The organism is Bradyrhizobium sp. DOA1, assembly GCF_001593325.1.
Classification (GTDB): domain Bacteria; phylum Pseudomonadota; class Alphaproteobacteria; order Rhizobiales; family Xanthobacteraceae; genus Bradyrhizobium.
This window is the reverse complement of record NZ_JXJM01000001.1, coordinates 1,200,276-1,216,270: the sequence shown is the minus strand read 5'-3', so window position 1 is coordinate 1,216,270 and position 15,995 is coordinate 1,200,276. Positions and strand designations below refer to the sequence as shown.

At 63.3% G+C, this 15,995-nt stretch carries 17 protein-coding genes and 1 pseudogene; 6 read left to right on the top strand and 12 right to left on the bottom strand.

The features are described from left to right. The first annotated feature begins 41 nt into the window (after window positions 1–41). Together SE91_RS38215 and SE91_RS35060 are read left to right on the top strand one after the other, a co-directional pair. Window positions 42–182: a transposase gene (locus SE91_RS38215; RefSeq protein ID WP_502687128.1), complete on the top strand. Its 141-nt coding sequence runs from the start codon at window positions 42–44 to the stop codon at window positions 180–182. Window positions 183–278: 96 nt separating this feature from the next. Further along, window positions 279–779: pseudogene (locus SE91_RS35060) on the top strand (IS5 family transposase). A 306-nt stretch (window positions 780–1,085) separates the two neighbouring features. Here SE91_RS35060 and SE91_RS05680 read toward each other — a convergent pair. Continuing rightward, a complete protein-coding gene (locus tag SE91_RS05680; RefSeq protein WP_061846878.1) occupies window positions 1,086–1,331 on the bottom strand; it encodes a hypothetical protein in 246 nt (81 codons plus the stop codon). A gap of 176 nt (window positions 1,332–1,507) precedes the next feature. Between SE91_RS05680 and SE91_RS05675 the strand changes: the two genes are divergently transcribed. Continuing rightward, window positions 1,508–2,719 (top strand): hypothetical protein, encoded by a 1,212-nt coding sequence (locus tag SE91_RS05675; RefSeq protein WP_061846877.1) that lies wholly within the window; start codon window positions 1,508–1,510, stop codon window positions 2,717–2,719. 13 nt (window positions 2,720–2,732) lie between these two features. Here the strand turns inward: SE91_RS05675 and SE91_RS05670 are convergent, their stop codons facing one another. The 3 genes from SE91_RS05670 to SE91_RS05660 all read right to left on the bottom strand — a co-directional run bounded on the left by SE91_RS05670 (window position 2,733) and on the right by SE91_RS05660 (window position 3,906). Next, entirely contained in the window at window positions 2,733–3,011 is a 279-nt protein-coding gene (locus SE91_RS05670) for a hypothetical protein (protein ID WP_245318337.1), read from the bottom strand. Between the two features lie 131 nt (window positions 3,012–3,142). Beyond that, entirely contained in the window at window positions 3,143–3,559 is a 417-nt protein-coding gene (locus SE91_RS05665; RefSeq protein WP_060737889.1) for a hypothetical protein, read from the bottom strand. Between the two features lie 41 nt (window positions 3,560–3,600). After that, window positions 3,601–3,906, bottom strand: coding sequence for a hypothetical protein (locus SE91_RS05660; protein WP_245318335.1), 306 nt, complete (start codon window positions 3,904–3,906; stop codon window positions 3,601–3,603). Window positions 3,907–5,029: 1,123 nt separating this feature from the next. Between SE91_RS05660 and SE91_RS36915 the strand changes: the two genes are divergently transcribed. The 3 genes from SE91_RS36915 to SE91_RS05650 all read left to right on the top strand — a co-directional run bounded on the left by SE91_RS36915 (window position 5,030) and on the right by SE91_RS05650 (window position 7,666). Then, the gene (locus SE91_RS36915; RefSeq protein ID WP_008566330.1) at window positions 5,030–5,203 is read left to right on the top strand and encodes a hypothetical protein; all 174 of its coding nucleotides are present in this window, start codon (window positions 5,030–5,032) and stop codon (window positions 5,201–5,203) included. A gap of 445 nt (window positions 5,204–5,648) precedes the next feature. Continuing rightward, on the top strand, window positions 5,649–7,241 hold the full coding sequence (locus tag SE91_RS05655; RefSeq protein ID WP_061846875.1) for an EAL domain-containing protein: 1,593 nt from the start codon (window positions 5,649–5,651) through the stop codon (window positions 7,239–7,241). A gap of 59 nt (window positions 7,242–7,300) precedes the next feature. Then, window positions 7,301–7,666, top strand: a complete 366-nt coding sequence (locus SE91_RS05650) for a VanZ family protein (protein ID WP_061846874.1) — start codon at window positions 7,301–7,303, stop codon at window positions 7,664–7,666. Between the two features lie 48 nt (window positions 7,667–7,714). On the opposite strand, the gene SE91_RS05645 is transcribed toward SE91_RS05650, so the two are convergent. The 8 genes from SE91_RS05645 to SE91_RS05610 all read right to left on the bottom strand — a co-directional run bounded on the left by SE91_RS05645 (window position 7,715) and on the right by SE91_RS05610 (window position 15,952). Further along, the gene (locus SE91_RS05645; RefSeq protein ID WP_061846873.1) at window positions 7,715–8,161 is read right to left on the bottom strand and encodes a CHRD domain-containing protein; all 447 of its coding nucleotides are present in this window, start codon (window positions 8,159–8,161) and stop codon (window positions 7,715–7,717) included. Window positions 8,162–8,299: 138 nt separating this feature from the next. Further along, window positions 8,300–8,584: a hypothetical protein gene (locus SE91_RS05640; RefSeq protein WP_061846872.1), complete on the bottom strand. Its 285-nt coding sequence runs from the start codon at window positions 8,582–8,584 to the stop codon at window positions 8,300–8,302. A gap of 222 nt (window positions 8,585–8,806) precedes the next feature. Beyond that, the gene (locus SE91_RS05635; RefSeq protein ID WP_060737890.1) at window positions 8,807–9,250 is read right to left on the bottom strand and encodes a hypothetical protein; all 444 of its coding nucleotides are present in this window, start codon (window positions 9,248–9,250) and stop codon (window positions 8,807–8,809) included. Between the two features lie 148 nt (window positions 9,251–9,398). Next, window positions 9,399–11,120 (bottom strand): hypothetical protein, encoded by a 1,722-nt coding sequence (locus tag SE91_RS05630; protein WP_061846871.1) that lies wholly within the window; start codon window positions 11,118–11,120, stop codon window positions 9,399–9,401. Between the two features lie 5 nt (window positions 11,121–11,125). Beyond that, the gene (locus SE91_RS05625; protein WP_061846870.1) at window positions 11,126–12,217 is read right to left on the bottom strand and encodes a protein-glutamate methylesterase/protein-glutamine glutaminase; all 1,092 of its coding nucleotides are present in this window, start codon (window positions 12,215–12,217) and stop codon (window positions 11,126–11,128) included. Window positions 12,218–12,234: 17 nt separating this feature from the next. Continuing rightward, window positions 12,235–13,089: a CheR family methyltransferase gene (locus SE91_RS05620; RefSeq protein ID WP_008557563.1), complete on the bottom strand. Its 855-nt coding sequence runs from the start codon at window positions 13,087–13,089 to the stop codon at window positions 12,235–12,237. A gap of 136 nt (window positions 13,090–13,225) precedes the next feature. Continuing rightward, complete coding sequence (locus SE91_RS05615) at window positions 13,226–15,397, bottom strand: HAMP domain-containing methyl-accepting chemotaxis protein (protein WP_061846869.1); 2,172 nt, start codon at window positions 15,395–15,397, stop codon at window positions 13,226–13,228. A 66-nt stretch (window positions 15,398–15,463) separates the two neighbouring features. Then, window positions 15,464–15,952, bottom strand: coding sequence for a chemotaxis protein CheW (locus SE91_RS05610; RefSeq protein WP_061850989.1), 489 nt, complete (start codon window positions 15,950–15,952; stop codon window positions 15,464–15,466). Window positions 15,953–15,995: the final 43 nt, after the last annotated feature.

Genomic DNA, 15,995 nt, shown 5'->3' with positions numbered 1-15,995 from the left:
CTGTGGGCTCGAATCATGCGCTACGAACTCGACGATTATGAATGGATTGCCATCAAGCCCATGCTGCCAACAAGCCGCGTGGCGTTCCTCGGGTTAACGACTGTCGTGTCCTCAATGGCATCTTCTGGGTCTTGCGCTCCGGAGCGCCTTGGCGCGATTTGCCCGAGACGTTTGGTCCGTAAACCACGTGCTAAAACCTTTTTGTCCGTTGGCGGCGGGCTGGTGTCTGGAGCCGCATCATAGACGCACCTGCGGCTGCCCATGATGCCGCTGTCCAAATGATCGACACCTCGATTGTCCATGTGCATCAGCAAGGGGCCTGCATCATAAGGAACCATCGCCAATCGATGGGAAGATCACGCGGCGGCTTGACGAGCAAAATCCACGCGGTGGTCGATAGCAATGGTCTCCCGGTACGGTTGGCGTTGAGCCCCGGCGAGGCCCACGACGTTCGACTTGCAGGAAGACTGCGCGCTCGTCTGAAGTCCGGATCAATGTTGCTTGCCGACCGTGGGCTATGATGCCGACTGGATCAGAGAGTTTGCCATGAACAAGGGGGCGCGGGCCAACATCCCGCCGAAAAGCAAGCGCAGCGATCCGATCTGCTTCAGCCCTATCTCTACCGCGCTCGCAACCAGGTCGAACGGTTCTTCAACAGGATCAAACAATGTCGTCGTGTGGCGACGCGCTACGACAGGCTTGCGGGAAACTACCTTGCCTTCGTCCAATTCGCATCGATCCAGCGATGGCTGGCTGCGCGTTATGAGTCCACGCTCTAGTAACGACGGCCCGACCCGCTGCCGCGGGTCATGTTCCCATGATAGGGCCGAGCCGCTGCGCCACTCGTTACGGGAGCCTGGATCCGGCTTGGAATGTTGCGCGTTGCATTAGGGCGCGCGGGCTGCGACGGATTGACGATGATCACGTTGCGATTGGGCGTCGAAGGGTCGTTGACGCCCTGGGCCCAGGCGCCAGCGGGCACGATAAGCGCGAACGTGATCAAGACTAAGCGTTTCATGTGCGACATCTCCCAAGCATGAACGTCAGGAGGCGAACACCGTTCCTTCACGGTTCGTTGCGTGACCTCACCGAGGCACGGCAATCAGCTTGCCATCTCTCCAGACGCCTTGAGCCGACTGCCCGGCAGGAAGGCTGCCCGCCACATTCCGGACAGCGGTCGGCCGGGAGGCGGCCTGGGTGGTCTGTTTCTTCTTATCCGGTGTCGTCACGATGCTGGAGCTGGTGGTGTTGGGCCGATCCTTGGTTCCTTGCGCTGAAGCAGATTGAACCAGAAAGGCCGAAAACATGATTGCTGTCAAAATGCCGCGCATGGTCCAACACCGGAAAGAGGAGCTGGGCGAAATGTCACAGGTTTCTGCTCAAAAGCAAGCTCTTCCGAGCGGAAGCTTTCCGGGCCGGATAAACCAGGCAATCCACCGCGGTCGAGGGGGAGCCGGGGTGAAAAGCCTAGCGAAACAGCATTATCCGAGCTAGTTGATCGGCCTTGATGACGGAGCCCGGCGACACAGCAGCCAACGCCTTGGAGGCGCAAGAGATCAAGGCCGGGCTTGTCCGCCTGTTGTCAGCACGGATCCGCGACATCTCGAACGACCCCCGGGAGATGCGAGAGGTCGTCTACGAGTTGGCCCGCATCAAGCTTCTGGAACAATTCACCCACGCCGACGCGCGGGAAGCCCGAGAGCTCCAGCAAGTCCTCGAACGCGCCATTCGGGAGGTCGAACGCGCCTTTGAGCGAAGCGAGAAGACTTTACTGACCAAGGGTGCCGCGGGCCCCGTGGCGAATTCTCCGCCCGTGAACGTCGCCGTTCCCCCGCCCATTCCGACGCCGGCTCCCTTGGCGTCATCAGCCATACCAGTGGCTGCCGAGACGCCGCGGCGTCCTGCCGCACCGCCGGGATCGTTCGACCAACCCAAGCGGAGCAGTGCTTTCAACTCTCTCGTTCGATTGACGGCCATCCTCCTGCTTATTGCGGGCGCCGGCACCGCGATCGTTTATTGGCCGCGGCTGAAGGCACAGCTAACGGCAAGGCCGCACGTGGCGCAGCCCGAACGTACGCCCAAGAGCCCGGAGGCTCAGCCGACCGCGATTCCGACTCCCTCGGCAACCGAGACAGCTGAACGAATGCCGGAGAGCGCAAAGGAGCCGACGCAAGCTGCGCATCCGTCGATGCCCCTGCCGACGACATTCGGGGTCTACGCCTTGAGCGAGGGCCAGCTCCATGAGCTCAAGCCGGTGCCCGGAAAGATTCCGGACCGGCGCGTCGCGATCTCGGCTGCCATCAACACGCCGAGCGCGACCACTTTGATGGACGGCGACGTCAAATTCATCGTGTTCAGGCCCGACGGGGGCGTCGACGCAAGCGGGACCGAAGTTCGGGTGATCGCGAAAGTCTCCCGGTCGATGGGCGTCGATGCCACCGGGAAAGCGGCCATGGTCAGCGCGGGCGATTCCTGGGTCATCCGCAGCATGTCCTACCCCTACAAGGTAGGTCCGATCGACGATCAGTCGAGAATGCTATTGCTTCAACCGGAGCAAGACGGTTTCACGCTCGCGCCCGGCCGTTACGTCGTGGTGGTCAAGGGCATGGGCTATGACTTCACCGTCGCCGGGACGATCACCGATCCCAATCAATGCGTCGAACGGATCAATGCGGCGAACGGCGCGTTCTACTCGCCCTGCCCGCCGCCCCGCCGATAGCGCAGCCCTGGTTTCATTTGGCCGGCTTGCTGTCCTTGGGCGCGGCTGCCGGCAGGTCGTCGACCTTGCCGTTGTTGGCGACGCACTTTTGGAAGTATTCGCGCTGCTCCTTGCCCGTTCCCTTGGCGCTGCCGGCCGCAGGGTTGCCGATCTGCCTGGGCGGAAAAGCTTTCGCCACTGCGGCGTCGCATGCGCGCGCCACTTCGGCCGTGATGGCCGAAGCCGTCGCCGGCGCGGCCAGCGTCAAAGCACCTGCCAATCCAACCAATGTCCGCAACTTCTTGACCGGCATCTCTTCGCTCCTTCAATCCGTGAATGGTTGCCGGACCATATCAAAAAGGATCGACGCACCAAACGGCAAACCGGCGCAGAATCGTGACGCACCACAGTAGCCGCTACGTACGGCGCATCGGGAGCGTTGTACTAGCTGTTGAGCTGCGGCGGCTTGAAATCGGGAAAGCGCGTGAGCATTGCGGTCTTGACGAATTTCAGGTGAGCAATGCTGCTGGCCAATTCCTTGAGCCGGCGCTGGCCGTTCGAGATGTCGGCCGCAAAGAGATCCTGATGATGATTGTCGAGCGGCTCACGCTCGAGATATTCGTCGGTGCCGTTGCCGAAGGTGACGGACGCACGCGCGAGCGCATCGTCGACACGCCGGTTGAGGCCGGCCTGCTCCCTCTCCGCGTCCTGCAACGCCGTCTCGATGGCCGCCAGGACGGCACCGATCCGCGCACGGTCGGTCTCCGCATCACGCTCGGCGGAGCGCGCCTTGAAGGTCTTGTCCTCGCGGCGGGAGCCGAGAAGATTGTGTGCGCGCGCTCTCAGGAACAGCTGAAACATCTGGGCCATCCCACCTTCGAGATTCAGGCAGCTACCATCGGTCAGACATAGTTAACAAAGCTTAAATCTTGCGCCTGCGCGGCCTGGCTTCGTGCGATCCACGTCCGCCAGGCGCCTTCGTGCTTGGAATAGAGTTCGAGCCAGCGAGTTTCGCCCGCGGCGGCAGCCCATTCACCGCCACGGATCTCGGCCGCGCCATGAACCGTCTCCTTCGAGGAAGCATCGAGCGCCTCGAACTCCGCCGTCTCCTCGAGCGAAAGGCCGATCAGAACACGATGCCCTTGGGCATCGACGAAATACCTGCGGGGCGCATTGTGCTTCTGATCAATCATTGGAATGGCCGTCATTCATGATCCAAGGCCCCGGAAGATCTTTCAGCCGACAATCATAGGCACAAACGAATACAGTCAAAATGAGGCCGCAGCTCGCCGCGCCCAGCAATGCAATCACATACGCCATCCACGCCTACCTACGCGAGCCCCGGAAAAATCGAGGCGGCCGAACCGTCGCCATGAACCGATACGTTTTTAGGTTGCCTCTCCCAAACTCTCAAGGACGGCGCCAGATTAACCTAACCGCATATGGTTAGTCGCGCTCACCACGACAGCCATTCGGGAATTGGCCGCCACGCCAGACTTGCGATGAGATCAGCATGAATTCTCGACGCGCTTCAAATTGTTGCTCGAGCATGATCTGTTCGGCAACCGCTACACACCTTTCCGGATCATGCTCCGGCCGATCACGACGACGGGGGCTGCCCCCGGCCAGCTCCCATCGAGGCGGGCGTGTACGGAGCATAGAGACGATATCGTTCCGATCGCTTGCGCGAGCGCCACGCGCGCACGCCATAGCCGCAACAAAAGCCTGCTACGAAAATCGAGATCAGAACAAGAATTGCCAACATCTGGAATGTTCCCATTTTTCGGAACGTTCCCCATCCTATTTCATCGTGTCGTCGTCACGACTTCAAGATCGATACCGCTGAAACATTTGTCAGACGAAGATGAAGTTTGTGCAACGTGGTGCTCGAAAATTGGTCGTCGCGCGAGAAGCGAGGGGCCGAAAGAACGGCGGAAATCTCTCATCGTTCGAGAGCGAAATCCGGCCGGGCGATGTTAATCCGCGTTCATGTCGGCAAGCGAGCAAGCCGCAAGCGCGCCACGATCGAGCACGTCTGCACCGGCGTAACGAGGGCGTCATTTGATGTAGTTTCGAATGCGCCTGTGCCGGCGATCGCCGACGGCATCGACGTAGCCCCGTGGTTATACGGAGCCTCATGCCGCAATTTCATCGCGGTAAGGTTGAGCAGTTAGCTTAATCCGCGTTGTTTGTTGCGAACTCTCGCGCTTGGCTTATCCATCCTTCGCACCGGGCTCCCCCAAGCCCGGCCCCACCCAAGCAAAGCCGTCGAGCGAACATGGGTCCGCTTGGCGGCTTTGTCCTTGTGTCGATGAGAGGATCGTTTCAGTTATGGCGCGTAAGCCCTGGTCGTTCAAGGAAGACCGCAAGCTCATGGAGCTGGCGAAATCTTCGGCTTCGCTGGAAGAGGCGGTGAAAGCTCTTGGGCGCTCGCCTGATGCGATCAAGCGCATGGCCTTGCGGCTTGGTCTTTCGCTAAAGTCGAAGGCGGGCAAGAAAGGCTAACCTCGAAGCAGCGCACCGAGGATGCGCGGCATTCCTCGTCAGTCGTCGCGTTCCCCTTGCAGTTCGTTGCAGCCTCAGTTTCCCAGGATGGAACCGAAGGGACGATCGGGTGTTGTTCCAGACTTCACTCGTGAGGTCTGGCAGTGGCAAATTTCGTCATTTCCACAATGCTGGTTTGGCTGGCGATCAACATCGCCTTCGTGGTGCTTCGTCTGCTGGCCACCCGCGATCCCGCTACGCCCGGGATCGACAGGTCCAGCCAACCAGAGACCATTACGGTTCACCCTCGGTGAGCGCCGATTGAGGCCCCGTCCTCGCTTTGCGTCTTCTTCCGGGAGGCATCCCGGGACGGCCGCCCTCCACCCGCACCGCCCGTTAAACCCTATCTTAGCCTCGGCCGGTTACGATCAATCTCCTCGGCTCTCCTGAATTCCTGCCGGACCGGATGAGATTGCACCGACCAAACCTGCCGTTTGCGGCGCTCGTGCTTGCGAGCACGATGGCGTTCGGCCTGGCGGGACACTTCGCGGCAGAGGCCGTCATTCACCAGCAGCAGGCGCATCAACTCAACGAGCTGACCGAGGTCGTTCTGCGCCGTTCCGAGTTTGCGGTCGATTTTGCCGCGGCCAGCCTGGACGATCTCGCCAGGCGCAATCTCGCCAGCTGCGATCCTTCGGCGCTGCAAGCCACCCGCCTTCACGTCTACCAGCGTTCGGCGATCAAGGATGTTCGCCTCGTCAAACCGGATGGCTCGGTGATCTGCTCGGCCTATTCCGAGACGCTCGAATTCGACAAGGGATGGGTGGATCGCCGCGATATGCTGCCTTCGCACGACAGCGCGCTTTCGCTGTTTCGCGTCGAGCAGTTCGGCGGCGACGCCTTGGGCGTGCTGACGGACGTCAACGACAGCTCCGCTCTGGTGGCCATCGTCGGCATCAACGCCAGCCTGTTCGACATCATGCCCGCCGAACTGCGCGCACACAGCGAGGTGAGGCTCGCCTTGAGCCGCGGTGAGAAGCTCGGAGCATTCCAGACTGACGCCGGTAAGCCCCTGGTAGATCCTGTCAATTTCGACAGGAGTTCTGCGCATTTCCCGCTTCATGCCACGATCAGGCTCGAGCGCGCGGTCCTTTCGAGCTGGAACAACGAAGCTTATTGGCCCATCCTCGCCGTCGCGCTTGGACTTGGCGCGATGTTCGGCATCCTGCTGGCGCGCAGCCGCCGCATGGAGGGGCCGGTCGCCGATCTCGACCGGGCGCTGGCGGCCGGCGAGTTCAAGCCATACTACCAACCGATCTTCGACCTCAGGACAGGTCAGATCAGAGGCTGCGAGATACTGGCGCGCTGGCTGCGCCGGGACGGCTCGGTCGTCCCGCCGATGAACTTCATTCCGCTCGCCGAATCCAGCGGACGCATCCAGGCAATGACCTGGCAGATCCTGGAATCGGCGCTTGCCGAGCTGAGGCCGTTGCTGAGAGCAGACAAGAATTTCAAGATGTCCTTGAACGTCGTGCCCAGGCAGCTCCTGAGTGCAGGCTTCGTCGAGACGCTGCGCCGCAAGGTTCTGACGGCACGGGTCTCCGCACGCCAGATCGTGGTCGAGATCACCGAGCGCGACGAGCTCGACGATCTCGCGGGCGCCGCTTCTGTCGTCGCCGAGCTGCGCGACCATGGCTTCCGCGTCGCCATCGACGACGTTGGCGTCGGCCATAGCGGGCTGTCTCGTCTGAAGGGCCTCGGCGCCGACATGATCAAGATCGACAAGTTCTTCGTGGACACGATCACCGTGGACGCATCGACGACGACGATCGTGGAAATGCTGGTGGCGCTGGCCAGGGACCTCCATATGACCGTGATCGCGGAAGGCATCGAGACGGAGGAGCAGCTCCGCGCCCTGGTCACATCGGGCGTGGAAGAGGGCCAGGGCTATCTCGTGGCGCCGCCTTTGCCGCTCGCCAAATTCAACGAGCTCGTCGAGGGACGCGGAGTGGCGCAGTCGGATGCGGCAGCCGCCACCAGCACGGCCTTGGTGGCCTGACTTTAACGATAATTTCGGCTTTCGAACCTGAGCGGCGATCAACCCTGTATGTTGGCGCCATGCGCAGGAACCACCTCATAGCAGCCGCGAGCATCTGTCTTGCCCTGATCATCTACGCCACGCTGGCGAAGCTGGCGGGGCGACCCGCGCTCATGGGGCACCACGAGGCCTACTGGATCGTGGTGATCGAACGCTTCAGCGCCTATGGTCTGCTCGGCTTCCTTCTGTCCTTCCTGCTGCCCGGGCGGCTCGCTCTGGCTTGCTCGCTCGTCATCGCGGTCGCCATGGGGCTGGAGTTGATGCAATCGTTCATCCCCGACCGCGATCCGGGCTTCCTCGACGTGCTGCAGAAGGCGGCAGGAGGAACCGTCGGCGTCATGCTCGCCCAGATGATCCTGGCGTTCTTGCCCCGCCCGCCGTCCTGAAGCAGCCGGCGCTCGCTCAGCGCGACGAGGGATCGACGCGAACCGGCTTTACTTCATCATCTGGCCGCGCAATTCACCGCCCGGGTTCGCTGCGGTGTGCAGGTTCGCGTACCACTTCCCGGCGAGCAGGTCCGCCGCCTGCGCGTCCGTGAGCGTGGCGTTGCCCTGGATCGGACTCTCCACCGTCTTGAACGGCAGGGCGATGCCGGCATTCTTGCCGGCCTCACCGGGTCCATGGAAATGGGCTCCCACCACCGGTCCGGTCAGTCCGGCATAGGTGATCACGTAAGTCAGCGCCTTCGTCTCAGTGTCGTAGCTCGCCTCGGCCTTGCCCGACCCGGTCGAATTGTTCGGAGGCACTTCATTGCTGCCCTTCAGCTCGGCGCGCAGCTTCACGACTTCCGCAATTGCGCTTCCGCTCGTCGCGATGACGCTTCCGACGAGCGCGAGTGCTCCCAACAGGGCCATCGACGGCCAACGTACGACTTCGATCATGCTCCCCTCCCACGGACTTCGCGTTCTGTCGCGATCCAACACCGACGAATGCCCGAAATTCCTGTCAGAGCTTACGCTGATTCGGGGCCGCGATCGCAGGAATTAGCCCTCGCAGGCGAAGGGCCGGAACGGCAGAAGCTAGGCCGCCCCGCGCCTGTTGTGGAACTCGGAGGGAGCCAGCAATGCAGCCATCTGCCGGTGGGTGTCGCGCAGCGCTTCGATGGCGCAGTCGAGATCGAAATCCGCCTCGCGAACGGATGCGAAGAACCTCGCCGTCAGTGCCAGATCGAGCTTGACGCGCGTCGTCCCGTCGCGGCTCTTGCGACGATCGAGCGACAGATTGATGGCGAGATCCCTGGCGGCCATTGCGCCGCAGCCGCACAGCGCGCCGAGTTCATCGTATGACATCCAGATTTGAGGCATGTTCTTCCACCACACTTGATCGACCGCCAGACCATTGTTTGAGCATGATCTTTTCGGAAAGCCGCTGCACACTTTTCCGGATCATGCTCTATCCCTCGCCTTCTAAAGGCAGGGTTGCTGCGACGCGGCGGCGGCGCGATTTCGAGACAACAGCGTCAACGCAACGCTAACCCGGCGACAGGCGCGAGCGCGGGAGCTTGCGGATCCTCGTCGATCCGGCTGTCACCTGAGCGGACCTGCCGGGAACGGATGTCGCGGCCGGGACCGGCTGTCGAGTCCCCTCGGCAGCTTGTCGGCCTTGAGCTTCACGACCTCGCACCGGGCGCCGTCGTCATCCCGTGCATCTTCCTGGCTGTAGATCAGCGTCGCTTCGAACATCAAGCCGGGCGCTTCCCGGGCCGTTCCCGAACACGTCGCCATCGCACCCGTACATATGCCGGAAAGGCTGACTTCGACCTCGTCGCGCCCGAACAGCGTCGACGGCCCCTCGGCGTGCCGGCGCGTGGTTAGCACGGCCGTGAAACGCCGATCGTCATCGAATTGGTATGAGCCGCCATAGGTGAAGAAGCTGTCGCTGCCCGAAATCCGCCCCTCCGCCAGATGGACGATGCCGGTGCCCTGGCCGTGCGGCGTCCTGAACCAGGCAGCGTATTTGCCTTCTCGCATCGAAATCATCCGTCGTAAAATTCACTGGTATCTGCAACCAAATCTGGGGCGCGACAATGACCAACGCAGCGCGCGTCTTCCAACGGTTAACACGCTGCAAAACCGACCGATCAAATTGCTGCCGACGTCGAATGGCGCGGCAGCGGTCTCAAAACAATTCTATGCCGTCATCGGCGGGCGCGACTGCCTCGACCCGGCGCGTGGCGGCGATCGATGCCAGTCCGAGCGTTTGCAGGAAGTCGCGGTGAACCTCCCGCTCGCGCTCCATCGTGTAGCGCGCGAAGAGATCATCGAGAACGGCTTCGTCCTGCGGACGCGGCTTCTGCGCGCCGGCACTGGCCGTCTCGAGGCGCGCGGCGACCGCGGGCAAGGCCGCCGAACCTTCGGCGAGCGTGCTCATCAGGCCTTGCGCCGAATTCATCAGCCCCTCGAACTCGGCACCTTCGACGACGAGCCGGCTCATCAGCTTGCCGAGCCGTTCGTTGCCGGCCTCGACCTCGCGCAGGGCCTGGAGAATCTGCGGCTCGAGCTTGGCGAGCTGCGTCGGATCCCCCTGCACGCGTAGCTGCTTCAGCTCCCTGGCCGAGCGCTCGATGCCGTCGAGTACGGGCCTCAAGCGCCCCGCCCCCGCCGAGACCTGGTCTGCGGTCGCCTTGAGCTCGTTGGCGATGACGACGAAGGCGCTGCCGCGGCTGCCGAGATGGCTTGCCTTGAGACCGGCATTCATCCCGATCAGCGTGATGTCGACGGTTGCCTCGGCAAGCCCGGCGATGGCCTGACGAAACTTGGCCAGGGTGTCCTCGACGATCGCGAGCGCTTCATCCACCGCGCGGCCGGCGCCCTCACAGGTGGCAATCAGGGTCGACGCATGGGCCAGCGTCTGCTTGATGCGCGCCAGGAACGATGACGAGCCGCCGTCCTCGCCACCGAACAGCGTGCGGCCGTGGCCGACGACACTGCCCGCATCGCGCAGGATGGCGGCCAGCGCACGAACGATCTGCCCGATGTCGCCGCTGAACTCGCGCTGGGCATCCCTGAGCTGGGCCGCCTGCAATTGGCAGATCGCGCGCGCATCGTCCTCGCTCGCCATCGGCTCGGGAACGAGGCTCGGGGTCGATCCCGAGACACGGCTGAGGCCGTGAGAGACGTGCTCGAGACGCTGGCGCGTACTGTCGCCGGCCTGCAGGGAGATGATCGCGCTGCCCACCGCCTCGGCGATCTTCCGGGTGCTAGAACTCGCGAGATCGGCGAGATAGCTGCTGTGGCTGCGCTGGTCGCGCAAGCCGGAATAGGCCGCGCCGAGCTCGGCACTTTCCGACGCCAGTTGATTTCCGTAGCGGCTCTCGAACTCCTTCTGCCGGCCGAAGGCGGTGGCAACGGCCTCGGACAGGCGTTGCTGATCGCGCGCGCAGCCCTCGATCGAGCCCTGCACGGCCTTGCCGAGGTCGTAGGCCTCCTGCGTGAAGGCGAGAAAGCCCTCGCGATCGCCGTCGAGCGAGGCGGCCTCGATCCGCGCGCTGCGGGCGATGATGGTGATCATCTGGATGTGCTTGAACAGCGGCTTGAGCAGAGCGGATGCATCTAGCGTGTTCTTGCCGATCGTCTCCAGCAGCGCGGTCTCGGCGGGCAGCGCCTGCGCCAGCTTGCTGAGCCGCGCGGCGATCTCCTGCAGTGCCGTGGCGGCGCCCTCGATCTCTGCACCGGCGAGCTCCGAGGAAAGCGTTGCGAGACCCTGGTTCAGCTCCTTGAAGATGAGATGGCCGCGTCCGAGCTCGCTGCCGACGCGCGCGAACACGTCCTCGATCCGCGAGGAAACGTCCTCGACCGCGACGATCGCTTCGGTGAGCGTGCTGGCGGGAATGACGGACATCGCGATCAACCTGCCACGGCCGCGTGCCCGGCCTGATACCAGAGCATGATCTCGCGCGGGATCTGGTGCAGCGAGACGACCTTCTCGACGCCGCCATGGGCAATGGCTTCCTTGGGCATGCCGAACACCACGCAGCTCTCTTCGTCCTGCGCCCGCGTGGAGGCGCCGAGCTTGCGCATCTCCAGCATTCCGCGCGCGCCGTCGTCGCCCATACCGGTCATGATCACGCCGAGCGCGTTGGCGCCGGCGTGCTGGGCCGCCGAGCGGAACAGCACGTCGACCGACGGACGATGCCGCGACACCGGCGGACCGTCCTTGATCGCGATCTGGTAGCGCAGGCCGATGCGCTGGAGCAGCATGTGACGGGCCCCCGGCGCGATATAGGCGCAGCCCGGCAGCACCGGCTCGCCGTCCTCGGCCTCCTTGACCCGCATCTGGCAGACACTGTCGAGGCGCCTCGCGAAGGCCGCGGTGAATCCCGCCGGCATGTGCTGGACGATGACGATCGGGGGACAGTGGGCGGGCAACATCTCCAGGACGTCGTTGAGCGCTTCGGTTCCGCCCGTCGATGCACCGATACACACGATTCGCTCCGTCGTCGGCCGCACCTTGCCCTGCACCGGTGGCGGGATGATCGCGTCGGCCGTCAGCTTCTTCTCGATCTCACGACGCGCCGCCCGCGGGCGCACGCGCGCACGCGCCGCCGACTTCACGGCCTCGCGCAGCCGCGAGGAGCATTCGAGCAGCGCCTGACGCGTGTCGATCTTCGGCTTCGGCACGATGTCGACAGCGCCCGCCTCGAACGCCTCGAACATCACGTTGGAGCCCTCCTCGGTCAGCGAGGAGCAGATGATCACCGGGATCGGGCGCTGCGCCATGATCTTGCGCAGGAACGTCATGCCGTCCATCCGCGGCATCTCGAGGTCGAGGATCATGACGTCGGGGATTTCGTTCTGGAGGCGGCGCGCCGCGGCGAACGGGTCCGAAGCCGTTCCCATCACCTCGATGTCGGGATCGTCGTTGAGGATCGTCTGCAGGATTTGGCGCACCGACGCCGAATCGTCCACGATCAATACGCGAACTTTCTCCTTCGGCATTGTTGGCGGGGCTCCGATCAAACCTGGAAAATGGTGGGCTGAACCTGCTTCAGGCCCGGCACCGCGCTGTGAATCATCGACTCGGAATGGCCGACCAGCAAATAGCCGCCCGGCCGCAAATGGCTGCACAGCCGCTCGATCACCTTGCGCTGGGTCTCGCGCTCGAAATAGATCAGGACGTTGCGGCAGAAGACGATGTCGACGTCGCGGTCGACGGGATAGGACGCGTCCATGAGATTCATCCGCATGAAATGCGTCATGCGCCGCAACTCCGGTACCACCCGCACCTCACCGCGCGACTTGTCCCGGGAGGACAGGAAATATCGCTTCAGGAAAGGCTCCGGCACCGGGGCGAGCACGTCCCTGGTGTAAATCGCAGTCTTGGCGAGGCGCAGTACGGCGGTCGAGATGTCGGTCCCGAGGATGCGGTATTGAAAGCGCGAGCCGTTCCGCGTCATGTCGTCCAGCACCATCGCGGTCGTGTAGGCCTCCATGCCGGTGGAGCTCGCCGAGCTCCAGATCTTCAGGTTGGCGTTCCTGCGTCCATGCGATTTGAGCAAAGCGGGGACTGCGACCTCGCGCATGAACGTGAAGTGCTGCGGCTCGCGGAAGAAATCGGTCTTGTTGGTCGTCACCACGTCGATGAGATGGGTGAGCTCGGTGTCGAAATGATCGGCCTCGAACAGGTTCTCGACATATTCGTTGAGGTCGGAGAAGTTCAGCGCGCGCACGCGCTTGTGCAGCCGCCCCTCCAGCATCAGCCGCTTGCCTTGCGGCAGCTTGATGCCGACCTGCCCCTCGATGAGTTCGGCGATGGTCCGGAAGTGGCGGTCCGACAGATGCACGGCTGTATCCTGTAACGCAGGCATCATCGCTGCATGCCCCCATCCGGGATGGCCGCCGCCTGCACTGAATGTCGGGCCATACCGGTCATCTTGCGTCCTACGCTTCTAGCCATTACGGCGGATGGATCGGCCCGTTACGACCGGCCGATCCCCTGGCTCGCTCTCAGCGCTGAAAATCGGCGTCCCGATCGTCCGCACCGTCGTTCATGTCGAAGGCGAAACCGCCGCCGCCGGCCACCTTCACGGCGCGGGCCGGCTTGCCTTGCGGCTTCTTGGCCGGACGTTCGACGGCCGCCATCGTCGCCGCCTTGGCGCGCAGCTGGGTGACGGCGCGGTCGATCGGCGCAGCGGCCTGGCTCTTCGCCCCCTGGTCGATGCGGAAGTAGGCGATGGTCGACTGCAGCTGCTCGGCCTGCGAGGCGAGCTCCTCGGACGTCGAGGACACCTGCTCGGAGGCGCTGGCGTTCTGCTGGCCGACCTTGTCGAGCTGCTGGATCGCCTGGTTGATCTGGGCGGAACCGACGTCCTGCTCGCGGCAGGCCGCAGTGATCTCCTCGACCAGCGCGGCGGTCTTCTTGATGTCCGGAACGAGCTTCGACAGCATATTGCCGGCATCTTGAGCGACCTTGACGGTCTCCGACGACAGCGATCCGATCTCGGCTGCGGCGGCCTGGCTCCGTTCAGCCAGCTTGCGCACTTCGGAAGCGACCACCGCGAAGCCCTTGCCGTGCTCGCCGGCGCGCGCGGCTTCCACTGCCGCGTTGAGCGCGAGCAGGTCGGTCTGACGTGCGATCTCCTGCACGATCGTAATCTTCTCCGCGATGGTCTGCATCGCGTTGACGGCGCGGCCCACCGCGATGCCGCTGGCTTCGGCATCCTTGGCCGACTGGGCCGCGATCTTCTCGGTCTGGTTGGCGTTGTCGGCATTCTGCTTCACGTTCGAGGCCATCTCTTCCATCGAAGAAGAGGCTTCCTCGGCGGACGAGGCCTGCTCGGTCGCGCCCTGCGAGAGCTGCTCGGCGCTCGCGGACAATTCCTGGCTGCCGGCGGAGACGTTCTGTGCCGCGGTGAGAGCCTCGGACACGATCTGACGAAGCTTCTCGATCATGCGCTCGAGCGCAAGGCCGAGCGTGTCCTTGTCCGACAGCGGCCTGGCTTCGACCGTGAGGTTGCCATGGGCAATCTCGTTAGCGACCGCCGCGGTGGCATTCAGATTGGCGGTCATCGCATTGAGGGACGACACGAGATCGCCGACCTCGTCATTGCTGGACACGCTGATCTTCTGGCTGAGATCGCCGACGGATACAGCGTTGGCGAGACCAACTGCGCGGGCGAGCCCGCGGCTGATATTGAGCGCGATCCAGGTCGCCGAAGCGACTGCGATCAACAGCGCAGCGCAGATCATGCTGATCAGAAGCATCTTCGCGAAGGCCGCGTCCCTGGCGCCCTCCTCCGCGACCTCGGCCATCTGCTTTTCGTTCCGCTGAACGTACTGCTCGATGGCATCCAGAGCCTCGTTGAAGGCTTTGCGGCCTTCGCCGCCGGCGATCGCCGCCGCCTTCAGGTTGCCGGCTTCCGACGTCAGACGCGAGACGTTGTCGACGACCTTCGCGAGACGGTCAAACTGCGCGTTAACGCCGCTGACCGCACCTGCCTGATTCACTTGCGCGACGGCCGCCTTGAGACCGGCCAGCCGCTGGTTGGTCTCCTTCACATCGGCTTCGACCTCCTGCAGCGTCGTGACCGAATAGCTCGAGACGACCGATCGAGCGAGCCGCGCGACCTCACTGCGGGCCGTCAGCAATCCAGCCGCGCGCTGGCTCTCGGAACCGCTGCCACCGGCTTCCACGAGCGCTGCATCCAGCATTGCGTCGAGGTCCTTGACCGCCGGCTGGCCTTCGGACTTCCACAGCTGGGCGGCCCTGTTGTTGGAGTTGAGCAGCGCAAATTTTCCGGCCTGATCTTCCTGCTCGTTCATCCGCTTGATCGGACCGGCGGCCTGATCAAGCAGGCGCCGTCCGGCCTCGCTCGCTTTGCTATAGAGCTCGCTATTGAGCTTGAGCGTCTTCTCGCGACGCGTCAGCATCGCGTTGTAATTGTCTTGCGTCTCCTTATCGGAGACGGCCTGTATCATGCGGGTCTCAGCGCGCTGTTGCGACTGGATTGCGCTCATGACGTCGGCGGCCAGCTTCGTGCGATTGGCCTGGCCGACGATGCGCTCCTGCTGTTCCGTCAGCGTGGAGAGAGAATGATAGGCGACTCCTCCAGTAATCATCGAGAGAGCGATGACTGCGCCGAACGCAGATGCGAGCTTTGCCTTGACGGTGAATCTCATTTTCAGTCTCGTAGTTCGAATGGAATTGAGGTGGATTGGGCTTAGCCACGCATTACTGGTAGGAGCTCAGGCGGCGCAGAACGCATCCGGCGCCGTTTCTCGGACTTCTGGAACCTCATCGTTGGCCATCAGCTTGGCGAGATCGAAGATCACGACGAATTTTTCCCCCTTGCGGCCGATGCCGGCTGCATAATCGGACTGCCACTTGCCGCCGACCTCGGGCACTGGCTCGATCGCCTGCTCGTCGATGTCGGTGACCTCGAAAACGCAATCGGCGACGAAACCGACGCCGACCAGACGATCCTTCATCGGCACGTCGAGGATGATGATACGCGTCGCTTCAGTCGCGGAGACGTGAGGCAAGCCGAGCTTTGTCCTGAGATCGACGATCGGATAGCCGCTGCCTCGCACATCGATCATGCCGAGCAGAAAGTTCGGCGCGTGCGGCAACCGCGAGATCGGCCGCATGTCGAGGATCTCCCGGACGTTGCGGATGCTGATGCCGAACGTCTCGCCGGCGAGCCCGAGCGTCAGATATTGCGAGGTTGCGGCCATGATGTAGCCCAAGGGTCCGGGGTTGGGAATGAATGCGGTCCGG

What these genes read in the sequence shown, in the direction of transcription:
- SE91_RS05665 (WP_060737889.1), bottom strand. Translation starts at nt 3,559, where the DNA reads ATGTTTCAGCTGTTCCTGAGAGCGCGCGCACACAATCTTCTCGGCTCC.
- SE91_RS05625 (WP_061846870.1), bottom strand. Translation starts at nt 12,217, where the DNA reads ATGCCGAAGGAGAAAGTTCGCGTATTGATCGTGGACGATTCGGCGTCG.
- SE91_RS05675 (WP_061846877.1), top strand. Translation starts at nt 1,508, where the DNA reads ATGACGGAGCCCGGCGACACAGCAGCCAACGCCTTGGAGGCGCAAGAG.
- SE91_RS05640 (WP_061846872.1), bottom strand. Translation starts at nt 8,584, where the DNA reads ATGCCTCAAATCTGGATGTCATACGATGAACTCGGCGCGCTGTGCGGC.
- SE91_RS38215 (WP_502687128.1), top strand. Translation starts at nt 42, where the DNA reads ATGGATTGCCATCAAGCCCATGCTGCCAACAAGCCGCGTGGCGTTCCT.
- SE91_RS05610 (WP_061850989.1), bottom strand. Translation starts at nt 15,952, where the DNA reads ATGGCCGCAACCTCGCAATATCTGACGCTCGGGCTCGCCGGCGAGACG.
- SE91_RS05650 (WP_061846874.1), top strand. Translation starts at nt 7,301, where the DNA reads ATGCGCAGGAACCACCTCATAGCAGCCGCGAGCATCTGTCTTGCCCTG.
- SE91_RS05655 (WP_061846875.1), top strand. Translation starts at nt 5,649, where the DNA reads ATGAGATTGCACCGACCAAACCTGCCGTTTGCGGCGCTCGTGCTTGCG.
- SE91_RS05680 (WP_061846878.1), bottom strand. Translation starts at nt 1,331, where the DNA reads ATGCGCGGCATTTTGACAGCAATCATGTTTTCGGCCTTTCTGGTTCAA.
- SE91_RS05615 (WP_061846869.1), bottom strand. Translation starts at nt 15,397, where the DNA reads ATGAGATTCACCGTCAAGGCAAAGCTCGCATCTGCGTTCGGCGCAGTC.
- SE91_RS05630 (WP_061846871.1), bottom strand. Translation starts at nt 11,120, where the DNA reads ATGTCCGTCATTCCCGCCAGCACGCTCACCGAAGCGATCGTCGCGGTC.
- SE91_RS05620 (WP_008557563.1), bottom strand. Translation starts at nt 13,089, where the DNA reads ATGATGCCTGCGTTACAGGATACAGCCGTGCATCTGTCGGACCGCCAC.
- SE91_RS36915 (WP_008566330.1), top strand. Translation starts at nt 5,030, where the DNA reads ATGGCGCGTAAGCCCTGGTCGTTCAAGGAAGACCGCAAGCTCATGGAG.
- SE91_RS05670 (WP_245318337.1), bottom strand. Translation starts at nt 3,011, where the DNA reads ATGCCGGTCAAGAAGTTGCGGACATTGGTTGGATTGGCAGGTGCTTTG.
- SE91_RS05645 (WP_061846873.1), bottom strand. Translation starts at nt 8,161, where the DNA reads ATGATCGAAGTCGTACGTTGGCCGTCGATGGCCCTGTTGGGAGCACTC.
- SE91_RS05635 (WP_060737890.1), bottom strand. Translation starts at nt 9,250, where the DNA reads ATGCGAGAAGGCAAATACGCTGCCTGGTTCAGGACGCCGCACGGCCAG.
- SE91_RS05660 (WP_245318335.1), bottom strand. Translation starts at nt 3,906, where the DNA reads ATGACGGCCATTCCAATGATTGATCAGAAGCACAATGCGCCCCGCAGG.